Consider the following 11,365-nt stretch of genomic DNA (forward strand, 5'->3'; position numbering starts at 1 on the left):
GGGCATTTCCGGGTTGCCGGCCAGCGGCCGGCACTACCCATGGTTTCGCATCTCGGAAGGGGTGGGGTCAGAGCCCTTTCCTTTGGAAAAGGATCCGACCCCGGGCCTCTCTCTGGAGGAGAGCCCCCTTGATGTTCAAGGGGGTGCGCCGACAGGCGCGGGGGTAAGGTGGAATGCGCGACCAAATTAAACGCAAAAGGCCAGATCTTTCGATCTGGCCTTTTGCGTTTAATTTGGCTGCCCCGGATGGATTCGAACCACCGAATGCCTGAGTCAGAGTCAGGTGCCTTACCGCTTGGCGACGGGGCAAAACGTGCAACTATTTTCTCACTTTTCACACTGGAAAACAACTTGATTTTCAGTGTGGTGGCTATGGGTGGACTCGAACCACCGACCCCAGCATTATGAGTGCTGTGCTCTAACCGGCTGAGCTACATAGCCTTGGTGAGCCCGCTATTCTGCGGATGTGTATCGCCCCTGTCAACACTTTTGTGTCGTGCTTGTGGGCCGACAGAGGGCATGGGATAGTCCTGACCAGTAGATTTTTTTAGGAGTCCGCATCGTGATCGATCCGGACGGCTATCGACCGAACGTCGGCATCGTGCTGATGCGGCAAGACGGCCAGGTGTTCTGGGCACGACGCGTGCGCCGGGACGGTTGGCAGTTCCCGCAGGGTGGCATGAATACCGACGAGACGCCTGTCGAGGCCATGTATCGTGAACTGCAGGAAGAGACCGGCCTGCTGCCTGAGCATGTGGAAGTGCTCGGGGCGACACCCGGCTGGCTGCGCTACAAGCTGCCGGCGCGGGCCATCCGCCGCAACGAGCGGCAGGTCTGCATCGGCCAGAAGCAGGTCTGGTTCCTGCTGCGCCTGACCGGCGATGAATCGCATGTGCAGCTCGACCATACCGATTCGCCCGAGTTCGACCACTGGCGCTGGGTGGACTTCTGGTACCCGGTGGAGCACGTGGTGATGTTCAAGCGTGGCGTCTATGCGCGCGCCCTGCGACACCTGGCGCCGTTGGCGCGCGGGGTGGCCGGGCAGGGCGTCAGCGCGATGCCCAAGAGCGCTGCCGAGGCCTGGATGCCGGGCCACGCGGCCGGCCACGACAGGCCCCGCAAGCGCACGCCCAAGCGCGGTGGCTACTGGCCGCGCAAGGCCAAGGGTGAGCCGGGGGCGGTTTGATGGGGGCGCCGCGCAGACCACGGGCCGATCCGTTGAAACGCATCCCCACTGACTATGTCCAGCATAACCTGGCTGTCCGACTGGTCAGCCTGCCCTGGATGACGATGGGCGTGGTGATGTTCGGTAGCAGCGCAACGATTCCGCTTGAGCTGGGTGTGGTCCTCACCATTGCGAATTGTGCCGCTGCCCTGTACCTCGCGGACTACCTGCTATGCATGAGGGCGGCAGGCGGCGGCCTGCACTGGCTGATCATTTTTTTCAGCACGTCGGTGCTGGCGCTGGTATGTGCAGTCGTACTCTGAACGGTATCGAGAATGGTTCAGGTCTCTGATTGACAACCATTCTCGTTTCCATTGGAATAGCCAACAGGCCACTCCTGGCCTGTCAGCCCGGTTCACGCCTGTGTACGTCTGCATCTGCAACGGAGTCACCGACCACCAGATCCGCGAAGCCGCCAGCCATGGCGTCAGCACGGTGGCCGAACTGACCATGCGTACCGGATGTGGCGCTACCTGCGGTTCCTGCCTGGACATGGCTGGCGATCTGCTGGCCAAGGCGCGTGCCACCCACGATCTGCCGTTGCCGGTCCTCGGTCTGGCCCAGGTCGCCTGATCGTCTCTTTCGTGCCGCGTTGACGGCGCGTTTTCGCATTCTTCACGTGCGGCCGCACAGGCCAATGCGCACGATTCGCGTTCCTTCAAGCCCGCACGCAAGGCGTTAAAGTGCCTGCGTTTTCAGCGTGCAGGAGCACCCCCATGAAGGGCGACACCAAGGTCATCGAATTCCTCAACAAGGTCCTCTACAACGAGCTGACCGCGATCAACCAGTACTTCCTGCACGCCAAGATGCTGAAGAACTGGGGCATCAAGGAACTGGCCGAACACGAGTACAAGGAATCGATCGACGAGATGAAGCATGCCGACATGCTCGCCGACCGGATCCTGTTCCTCGAAGGCCTGCCGAACTTCCAGGCGCTGGGCAAGCTGCGCATTGGCGAGAACCCGACCGAGATCCTGCAGTGCGACCTGTCGCTGGAACGCGACGGCGTGGTGACCCTGCGCGAGGCCGTGGCCTATTCCGATTCGGTCGGCGACTACGTCAGCCGTCAGCTGTTCGTGAAGATTCTGGATTCGGAAGAAGAGCACATCGACTGGCTGGAGACCCAGCTCGACCTGATCGAGCGTATCGGCGAGCCGAAGTACCTGCTGAGCAAGCTGGAAGAGTGATGTAGCGTCGAGCTTGCTCGACTGTGATCAGCATGGCGATAGTCGAGCAGGCTCGACTCTACCGATGCTGTGCCAGGTAGCCCGTCAGTGCCACGCGCGCACGGGCGAATTCGGCCACCAGCAGCGCCACCGCCACCGCGGGGCGCTGCAGGCTTCCGCTGTGGGCCTCGTGCTCGATCCGCTGCGCGATTGCCGACAGCGACAAGGCCCCCACGTTCGCACTCGATGATTTCAGGCTGTGCGCGACCGCCTTCAGGCGTGGTCCGTCGCCGCACTGCGCAGCCTGCTGCAGCTGCTGCACCATCGCCGGGGCATCGTCCAGGAACACCGAGACGATCTGGAGGGCGGTATCGCCGATCACCGCGTGCAGTTCGTCCAGCACATCACGGTCCAGCACCAGTTGCGTCACCGCTTGGCTTTTCGTCTCTTGTAGAGCCGGGCCATGCACGGCTGGCGGGATTCGACTGGCCCCGGATGCATCGCCGTCGAGCAAGCTCGACGCTACGACGTCGCGTGATCGCTGCCCCCAGCGCTGCAACAGCGCATGCAGCGTTGCACGTGCGATTGGCTTGGACAGGTAGTCGTCCATGCCGGCCTGCAGGCAGCGCTCGCGATCCCCGGCCATGGCATTGGCGGTCATCGCGATGATCGGCAGCCGCGCGCGCCCGGTTTCTGCTTCTTCCGCACGCCAGTGGCGCGTGGCGGCGTAACCGTCCAGCACCGGCATCTGGCAATCCATCAGCACCACGTCCACGCCGCCTTCGCGAAGGGCGGTCAGCGCCTGCTCGCCATCGGTGGCGTTGCGCACCTCGCACTGGAACACGCGCAGCAGATGCTCGGCCACCATCCGGTTGACGGTGTTGTCTTCCACCAGCAGCACGCGCAGGTGCAAGGGCGGCAGCGGGGGCGTGGGCTGCCCCTCTTCGACATTGGCCAGCAACGCGGCTGGGCGCGCAGGCGCGGCCGGTGCAGCCAGCAGCGCATGCAGTGCGGCGTCATCAAAGTGCGCGGGTAGCTGACGTTGGCGCGGGGGGACAGGAAGAACATCGTCCTGCAGCCACAGCACCTGCAGCGCGTCGTCCTCGCCACGCTCGGCCAACGCCTGCTGCAAGGCCACTTCGCCAATGCGACGCGCGCGTGCATCGACCAGCAGCCAGGCCGGTGCCGGCTGCGCGGGTCGTGGGGCCGCGCGCAGGCGCTCGACCACGCCGTCGGCCTGCGCCAGCGCGTGCACCTGCAGTCCATGATGGGCCGCGATGCGCTCGATGCGCGCCTGCAGGACCGCATCGGTACTGAACAGCAGCAGCGGGGCCGGCGTGCGCGCCATCGCCGGCAGGTCGCCGGGCACCTTCAACAGCGGGATCTCGAACCAGAACGTCGCACCGTGGCCCGGCGTGGACTGCACGCCGATGCGCCCGTGCATCAGGTCGATGATGCGCTTGCAGATGGCCAGGCCCAGGCCGGTGCCACCGTAGATGCGCGTGGTCGAGGCATCGGCCTGGCTGAAGGACTGGAACAGACGAGCCTGCAGGGCCTCTTCGATGCCGATGCCGGTGTCGATGATCTCGAGGCGCAGCTGATGCTGTGCAGGACCTTCGCCCAGCCGCTGCACGCGCAGCTGCACCTGGCCGCGCGCGGTGAACTTGATCGCGTTGGCCAGCAGGTTGCTCAGCACCTGGCGCAGGCGCACCGGGTCGCCGCGCACCGGCAGGCGCACGGAGGGATCCAGCTGCAGGCCGAGCGACAGGCCCTTGGAATCGGCCGCGCGCTGCATCAGCTGCACGACGCCATCAAGCAGGTCACGTAGATTGAAACTGGTGATCTCCAGTTCCAGTGCCTGCGCTTCCAGCCGTGAGTAATCGAGGATGTCGTCGACGATGCGCAGCAACTGTTGCGAGCTGGCCGAGGCGGTAGCCAGCATCTGCCGCTGGTCCTCGCCCAGCGGCCCACGCGCGATCAGCTCCAGCATTGGCAGGATGCCGTTGAGCGGCGTGCGGATCTCGTGGCTCATCGTGGCCAGGAACTCGCCCTTGGCCAGCACCGCCGCTTCGGCGGCCTGCTTGGCCTGCAGCAGCTGTTGTTCCAGCTGGCCCTGGCGTTCGGTGGTGTGGCGCAGCTGGTCACGCTCGGCGGCCAGCGCGCTGTGCTCGCGCCGCAGTTGGGCCAGTGCGCGGCTGCGCGTGCGCAGCCGCAGGCCCAACAGCAGCGCCATGGCGGCCGCAGCAAGGGCAACCAGCAGCGCGCCCCACAGCGGCATGTCAGAGCACCGCGTTGTGGAAGTCGAAGTTCAGGTCGCTGCCGGCCGACTGCACCATGTTGCCCTGGATGTAATCGACCCCGCCGACCCACATCGCGGCTGCAGCCTGCGGATCCTCGATCTGCTGGCCGATGATCTGCAACCCTTCTGCATGTGCCCGTTCGATCGCCTTGCGCAGTTCTTCGCGTGTGGCGGGGTTGGCATGGCTGCTGGAGAAGCGTGCGGCCATGCGCACGAACGACAACGGCAGCTGGCCCAGCAACGCGTCAGCCTCGCCCCCGGGCTCGAACTGGCTCAGGCAGAAGCGCACGCCGGCGCCGGCCATGCGCTGGCAGAACTGCTGTAGCGGCACGGCATGGATCAGCGCGTCGGGCAGGCGCACGTCGATTACCAGCGCGCTGCCGGGCAGGTCGCGCTGCTGCAGCGATTCCAGCAGCCAATCCGCGAACGCATCGCGTTGCAGGGTGCGCAGTGACTGCGAAACGAACAGGTTCAGCGGTTGCGTCGCGTGCCGGTACAGGTCCAGCAGGCCCAGCGCATGATCCATCACCTGCTGGTCAAGGTCGGCGATGCGCCCGGCGGCTTCCGCGGCCGGGATCACCTGGCCGGCTGCCAGCACCGTGCCGTCGGCCTGGCGCAGGCGAAGCAGCAGCTGGTACTGCGCGGTGTTGCCACCGGCCACAGCGACGATCGGCTGGTAGGCCAGTTCCAGCTGGCCTTCCAACAACGCCAGGTGCTCCTGCTCACTGATCACGTCGCGGTGCACGTGGCCTGCCACGCCGGCGCTGAGCAGGCGTGCCTGCAGCGTGGTGCGTTCGACGGCCTCCAGCGCACTGTTGGCATCCTCGAAGCCGGACGACAGCGGCGCGTAGCCGACCACGCCGCGCAGGTGCACGGATTCGTCGTCGCGGATCACGAAGGCGCGCGCCGACAACTGCTCGCGCAGCGTTGCGGCGATGCCTTCCAGGCTGTCCTCGTCGGTATTGCGTACGAGCAGCAGGAAACTGTTGTCATTCAGGCGTGCCAGCAGGTGCGGGTGGCCGGCTTCCGCCAGGCGCTGCCCCGCCTGCACCATCAGGCGCTCGAAGGCTGCATAGCCATAGCGCTCGCGCAGTCCCAGCGCGCTGGACACCTCCACGAACAGCACACCGCCCCGGTCGCGGTGGGCGAGTGCGGCGTTGAGCTGCTGCAGCACGTGATGACGCGTCGGCAACCCCGTTTCCGGGTTGCTGGTGGCCGGTGCGCCGGTGGCACCGGGCAGGGTCGCGGCCTGCGCACGTGCGCGGCGGATGCGGTTGGCCACGGCGGCGATCAGGTGGCGCGGACGGATCGGCTTGCTCAGGTAGTCATCGGCGCCACTGTCGAGCACCTCGAACTGGCGTTCCGGGTCCGGGTCCCCGCTGAGGAACACGATCGGCAGCAGCTGCAGGCCGGGCTGCTGGCGGATCAGCGCGGTCAGGCGCATGCCGTCCAGGCCGGGCAGGTGCAGGTCCATCAGGATCAGGTCAGGGCGATGCTCCTTGATCGCCTGCAGCGCACCGTCGGCATCGCTGTGCACGATCGCCTGCATGCCGGCGCCGTGCAGCACGCTCTGTGCGAACAGGGCCTGCGCGCGGTCGTCCTCGACGATCAGCACGCGATACGGTGAATCGGACGGCGGCGGCGCCTGGTCGTTGTTGCCGGCCTCGGCCAGCACCACCGGGCCGGGAAGCGGCGGTGGTGCGCTGTGGATGGCCGGGGCATCGGCGGCGGCACCCTGTGGCGTGACCGCTGCGGGTGCGGCCGGAGCGCTGCTGGCCGTCTCGGCGCTCCAGCGTTGCCAATGATCGGCCGGAGGGGTTTCAGCGCGTCCCGGGCGGGCGCCCGCGGGGGATTCGTTTGCGGCCATCGGTGCTCCTGGTGTTCGCGTCCATTATGCGACAAGCCCGGTGCTCAACCGGTACCGGTGTGCCCCGGCGGTGCTGCCGATGCGCCGCGCGCCAGCCAGCGCACGCCTTTCCACAAAGTGCGCCAGACCAGCCACACCAGCAGCGCGCCGGCCAGGCTGCAGGCCAGCACCACGATCAGCGCGATCCACGGGTGCGCCAGCGCCAGTGCCAGGCCGCCGATCACCACGGTGTCTTCGGCAGCGGACGCGACCCAGTTGCTGGCCGGTTCCGGCGAGGTGTTCAGCAGGGCGCGGGTGCCGGCCTTCAGGCCATGACTGGCCAGCGCGACACCGGCGCCGGCGGCAAGCGCACCGGTGCCCAGCTGGCCGTCCGGCGACAGCGTGGCAGCGGCAAGGAAGGCGCCGGCAGGCACGCGCGCGAGTGTCTGTACCAGATCCCAGACCGAGTCCACACCGGGGATCTTGTCGGCAAAGAACTCGGTCACGGCCAGCGCCGCCGAAGTGCCCAGCACCCACCACGATTCAGTGGCCTGCAGGGCCGGCGGCAGGTCGACCCAGCCGAGCAGGCCGGCCAGGCCGACGCCGAACACGGTGAGGTAGACGCGGATGCCGGCCAGCCAGGCCAGCAGGATGCCGATCACGAACAGATGGGCTTCGGTCATGGCGATGCTCCGGCGACGGAACTGTGCAGGGGGCCACACTATCGACGATGGCGTGCCTGAACGCCACAGACGGTGGCTCGCCATTGCGCAGGAAACCCACCCGTCCTGTCATACACTAGCCCGTCGTTTGCCACAGGGGCCGTATCGGTGTCGCCCTCGCGATGCCCCGGAATCCACCCATGACCAACCGTCCTCCCATGCGCGTGCAGGTCCGCCTGCCCGGCGCGCCGCAACCGCCGGCCGACCGTCGCCGCCTGCTGGTGATCGGCGGCATCTGGCTGCTCAGCCTGGTGCTGGCGGTTCTGGGTGGCTGTTGGATGGCCACGCCGCGCGACGCCCAGGGCCAGCGCCTGCAGGCCGCCGAGAAGCGCGCCGAGACGCTGCAGGCGCAGCTGACCGAACTGCGCCAGAAACAGGCCACGCTGGAGGCCTCCGACCGCATCAGCCGCGCCGCCAACACCGAGGTGCAATCCTCGCTGGCCGAGCGCGATGAAGAGATCGCCGGCCTGCGCGCCGACGTCGCCTTCTATGAGCGACTGGTGGGCTCCACCAGCCAGCGCAAGGGCCTGAATACCCACTCGATCGAGTTCAGCCCGGAAACGGCCGGCACCTGGCAGTACACCGCCGTGCTGACCCAGAACCTCAACCGCGGCGCCATCAGCCAGGGGCAGATGCGTTTCACCGTGGAAGGCGTCAAGAACGGCAAGCTGGCCACGATCAGTTGGGATGATCTGCACCAGCGCAGCAAGGTACCTGGACAGGATTACTCGTTCCGGTACTTCCAGCAGCTCACCGGCAGCGTGATGCTGCCGGCTGACTTCACCCCGCAACGCGTGCGGGTGACATTGGGGAGTGGTACGGGGGGTACCACCCAGGTATTCGACTGGAAACAGGCCGGTGCGCCGGCCGCCAAAGGGGAGTAGGCAGATGTTCGGAAGCAGCAAATCCAACCGTGAAGGCCAGCTGGTGGTGGATGCCCTGATCGGCAACCAGGTGGTGATCCGGGGTGATGTGGAATTCAGTGGGGGCCTGTATGTGGAAGGTCGCATCCACGGCAAGGTGATTGCCGCCGAAGGCGCCAGTGGCGCGACCCTGACGGTCGCCGAGCATGGCGTCATCGAAGGCGAGATCCGCGCCCAGGTGGTGGTCATCAGCGGCCGCCTGGACGGCGACGTGCACGCCACCGAGAAGGTCGAGCTGACCCCGAGCGCACGGGTCAATGGCAACGTCCATTACCAGGTGGTGGAGATGAATGCGGGCGCCCAGCTGAACGGCCGCCTGATCCATGCCAGCGCCCCGATGGCTGCCCTGCCGGCCCCGGAAGGCGATGAGGCCAATGGCAGCAAGGGTGACACCGCCGCACGCCGCAAGCTGGCCGAGGCGATGGCTTGAAAGCCATCGTCGGCACCCCCATGCTGACGGCATGAGCACGCTAGTCTCCCTGCCCGGCGCCACCCCGGTTGCCGCGCCCGATTACCAGTCGCTGGAGCGCCCGCTGAACTTCACCGAGTCGGCGGCCGCCAAAGTCAAATCCCTGATCCAGGAAGAGGGCAACCCCGACCTGGCCCTGCGCGTGTATATCGAAGGCGGTGGCTGTTCGGGCTTCCAGTACGGGTTCGAGTTCGACGAGAACCGTGCCGAGGATGACCTGGCGGTACAGACCAGCGGGGTGACCCTGCTGGTCGACCCGCTGAGCCTGCAATACCTGATGGGCGCCGAGGTGGACTACACCGAGAGCCTGACCGGTGCCCAGTTCGTGATCCGCAACCCGAACGCGAAGACCACCTGCGGCTGCGGCAGCAGCTTCAGCATGTAAGAGCCCTGTGGCCAGGATGTGCCAACCACGGTTGGCACCTACCAGAGCGGATCAGTAGATCCACGCCATGCGTGGATGCTCTGTGCCTGCGTGCCCACAACAGCAGATTGCGCACAGCGCCGACCTTGCCACCCGCATCGATTGGCGGCACGCTTGGCGGATGCCCAATACTCCTTCGCCGCTTTCCGGTTTCGCCTTCGTTGGTGAACCGTTGGAGCGCGCCGATGCCCTGCGCGAAGATGCCGATGCACTGGCGCGCCTGTGGCCGGGCGCGCGCATTCTCGTGCTCGATCAGGACGGCAGCGCCTTCACTGGCGATGACGACCAGCCGCTGGCGCTGACCGGCGCCGACATCGGTGGTGGCCCGGGGGCCGCGATCTTCCTCGGCCTGCGTGGCGAGCAGGCCTGGTTCTCGGTCGAAGCCACCAATGTCACCGTCACCGCTCCGCGCCGCCTCGACCTGCGCCAGGCCGCCCTGCTGTGGTCGATGGCCGATGCGACCGCCTTCAGCTATGCCCGCGGCATGTCCTACTGGCATTCGCGCACCCGCTTCTGCGGCGTGTGCGGTGGTGCTGTGGCATTTGCCCGTGGCGGCTTCGTCGGCCGTTGCGCGCAGTGTTCCACCGAGCACTACCCGCGGGTCGATCCCGCCGTGATCGTCGCCGTGGAAAACCAGGGCCGGCTGCTGCTGGGCCGGCAGTCGAACTGGGCACCGCGTCGTTACTCGGTGCTGGCCGGTTTCGTCGAACCCGGCGAGACCTTCGAGCAGACCGTGGTGCGCGAAGTGCATGAGGAGAGCAAGGTACGCGTGACCGCCTGCCAGTACCTCGGCTCGCAGCCGTGGCCGTTCCCGGGCGCGCTGATGGTCGGCTTCCGTGCCCAGGCGCAGGACGACCTGCCGACCGTGGATGGTGAGCTGGAAGACGCGCGCTGGTTCAGTGCCGACGAGGTTGGCGCGGCGCTGGCCCGCGATGTCGAGGACGATGGCCAGGGCATCCGCCTGTCGCCGCCGATCTCGATTTCGCGCGGCCTGATCGAACACTGGTACCGGCAGCAGAAGGGCTGAGCCTGGCCGGCGGCGGCGCCTGTATTGCCGCCACCTGAACACGGCCCGGGTTACAGTGCCGGTCACCGCGGAGGGCGTCGCTGCGACAGGTAAGGTAGCGACGCCGAGCGTTCTGTTTCGTAGGGAGACCTGCCATGTTCACCACTCTGGCCGCCGTGCTGGTTGCATTGGCCCTGGGCCATGTTGCCCCGGTCGCTGCCGCCTCGCTGCGCCGTTTCGACGGCTTCCGGCGCTGGCTGGGATGGTTGGACGCGCGCGGTGGCAAGGCCTGGCAGGGGCCGGCAGGCGTGGCGCTGGCGCTGCTGCCGCCGCTGCTGCTGATGGCGCTGCTGGCGTGGCTGCTGCGTGGGGTGCTGTTCGGCCTGCCGTCGCTGCTGCTGGGCGTGGCGGTGCTGGCGTGGTGCTGGGGCCCGCGCGATCTGGACCGCGATATCGAGGCCATCATCGATGCCGATGACGCGGCGACGCGCCAGGCCGCGGTGCGCAATCTGCAGGCGGCCGGTGGCAGCCTGCGCGAGGACATTCCGTCACTGGTCGAGGCAACCGTGCTCAACGCGCTGCGGCGCTGGTTCGCGGTGCTGTTCTGGTTCCTGCTGCTGGGCCCGGCCGGTGCGCTGGGCTATCGCCTGTTGGCATTGATGGCGGAAAGCCCCATGCGCGCACGCGTGCCGGTGGAGCCGCTTGCGCTGGCACAGCGCCTGCTGGGCTGGATCGAGTGGCCGGTGGCGCAGCTGATGGCGTTTTCGATGGCGCTGGTGGGCAATTTCGATACAGCGTGGAAGGCCTGGCGCCAGGCCCATGGCGAACGCCTGGCCGGTGGCATCGGTTTTCTCGGCGCGGTGGCGCGGGCCAGCGTCAACGCCGAGCTGCGCGAGGACGCACACGATTACACCGAGGCCGGATTGCTGCCGGTGTGGCAGCGCCTGCCGGACCTGCGCGATGCGATGAGCCTGGTGTGGCGGATGCTGCTGCTGTGGCTGGCGATCCTCGCCCTGCTGGTGATTGCAGGCTGGGTGACGTAGTTGCTTTGCAGGGCTTGCAGCCCTGCACCTGCAGAGTCGACAGCAACAGCAACGGCAGGATTGCTGCGGGCTGGCGGGGTGGGTCGGATGGCGGGGGACGCCGTGAATCCGTCCATGGAGGCTTGGTCGCCGCATCCATGCGGCTCACACCCCGCAAACCCACAGTGCCCCGCCTTCGACAGGTTCACGCGGCTGTTGGTGGGTGCCGACCGTTGGTCGGCACATCTGTCAGACATCGAATG

12 protein-coding genes and 2 tRNA genes are annotated in these 11,365 nt (G+C 67.1%); 9 read left to right on the top strand and 5 right to left on the bottom strand.

Features of this window, described 5'->3' with window-relative positions; translation table 11 throughout:
* Positions 1 to 234: 234 nt before the first annotated feature.
* Positions 235 to 309 (bottom strand) — tRNA-Gln (locus tag HLA98_RS20885).
* Positions 310 to 364: 55 nt separating this feature from the next.
* Positions 365 to 441, bottom strand: a tRNA-Met gene (locus HLA98_RS20890).
* Positions 442 to 562: 121 nt separating this feature from the next.
* On the opposite strand from HLA98_RS20890, the gene HLA98_RS20895 reads away from it, so the two are divergent.
* From HLA98_RS20895 to bfr, 4 genes are all read left to right on the top strand, one after another.
* Entirely contained in the window at positions 563 to 1,186 is a 624-nt protein-coding gene (locus HLA98_RS20895; RefSeq protein ID WP_049448418.1) for an RNA pyrophosphohydrolase, read from the top strand.
* A 32-nt stretch (positions 1,187 to 1,218) separates the two neighbouring features.
* Positions 1,219 to 1,488 (top strand): hypothetical protein, encoded by a 270-nt coding sequence (locus tag HLA98_RS20900; protein WP_232015494.1) that lies wholly within the window; start codon positions 1,219 to 1,221, stop codon positions 1,486 to 1,488.
* Between the two features lie 100 nt (positions 1,489 to 1,588).
* Positions 1,589 to 1,798 (top strand): (2Fe-2S)-binding protein, encoded by a 210-nt coding sequence (locus HLA98_RS20905; protein WP_005411309.1) that lies wholly within the window; start codon positions 1,589 to 1,591, stop codon positions 1,796 to 1,798.
* Positions 1,799 to 1,941: 143 nt separating this feature from the next.
* Positions 1,942 to 2,412 (top strand): bacterioferritin, encoded by a 471-nt coding sequence (gene bfr / locus HLA98_RS20910; RefSeq protein ID WP_005419804.1) that lies wholly within the window; start codon positions 1,942 to 1,944, stop codon positions 2,410 to 2,412.
* A 58-nt stretch (positions 2,413 to 2,470) separates the two neighbouring features.
* On the opposite strand, the gene HLA98_RS20915 is transcribed toward bfr, so the two are convergent.
* Genes HLA98_RS20915 through HLA98_RS20925 form a run of 3 tightly spaced genes read right to left on the bottom strand, consistent with a single transcriptional unit; the run spans position 2,471 to position 7,219 of the window.
* Positions 2,471 to 4,669, bottom strand: coding sequence for an ATP-binding protein (locus HLA98_RS20915; protein ID WP_057501369.1), 2,199 nt, complete (start codon positions 4,667 to 4,669; stop codon positions 2,471 to 2,473).
* Position 4,670: 1 nt separating this feature from the next.
* The gene (locus HLA98_RS20920) at positions 4,671 to 6,557 is read right to left on the bottom strand and encodes an EAL domain-containing protein (RefSeq protein ID WP_057501370.1); all 1,887 of its coding nucleotides are present in this window, start codon (positions 6,555 to 6,557) and stop codon (positions 4,671 to 4,673) included.
* A gap of 44 nt (positions 6,558 to 6,601) precedes the next feature.
* Complete coding sequence (locus tag HLA98_RS20925) at positions 6,602 to 7,219, bottom strand: DUF4126 domain-containing protein (protein WP_049448414.1); 618 nt, start codon at positions 7,217 to 7,219, stop codon at positions 6,602 to 6,604.
* Between the two features lie 179 nt (positions 7,220 to 7,398).
* Here HLA98_RS20925 and HLA98_RS20930 point away from each other — a divergent pair, with 179 nt between their 5' ends.
* From HLA98_RS20930 to ampE, 5 genes are all read left to right on the top strand, one after another.
* Positions 7,399 to 8,142: a DUF6776 family protein gene (locus HLA98_RS20930; RefSeq protein WP_049448412.1), complete on the top strand. Its 744-nt coding sequence runs from the start codon at positions 7,399 to 7,401 to the stop codon at positions 8,140 to 8,142.
* Positions 8,143 to 8,146: 4 nt separating this feature from the next.
* Positions 8,147 to 8,611 (top strand): bactofilin family protein, encoded by a 465-nt coding sequence (locus tag HLA98_RS20935; RefSeq protein ID WP_049448410.1) that lies wholly within the window; start codon positions 8,147 to 8,149, stop codon positions 8,609 to 8,611.
* A 31-nt stretch (positions 8,612 to 8,642) separates the two neighbouring features.
* On the top strand, positions 8,643 to 9,035 hold the full coding sequence (erpA, locus tag HLA98_RS20940; protein ID WP_005419789.1) for an iron-sulfur cluster insertion protein ErpA: 393 nt from the start codon (positions 8,643 to 8,645) through the stop codon (positions 9,033 to 9,035).
* Positions 9,036 to 9,195: 160 nt separating this feature from the next.
* Positions 9,196 to 10,101 (top strand): NAD(+) diphosphatase, encoded by a 906-nt coding sequence (gene nudC, locus HLA98_RS20945; RefSeq protein WP_049448408.1) that lies wholly within the window; start codon positions 9,196 to 9,198, stop codon positions 10,099 to 10,101.
* 134 nt (positions 10,102 to 10,235) lie between these two features.
* On the top strand, positions 10,236 to 11,123 hold the full coding sequence (gene ampE, locus HLA98_RS20950; RefSeq protein ID WP_057501371.1) for a regulatory signaling modulator protein AmpE: 888 nt from the start codon (positions 10,236 to 10,238) through the stop codon (positions 11,121 to 11,123).
* Positions 11,124 to 11,365 lie beyond the last annotated feature (242 nt).

Source organism: Stenotrophomonas africana (genome assembly GCF_013004645.1).
In the GTDB taxonomy this organism is placed as follows: domain Bacteria; phylum Pseudomonadota; class Gammaproteobacteria; order Xanthomonadales; family Xanthomonadaceae; genus Stenotrophomonas; species Stenotrophomonas africana.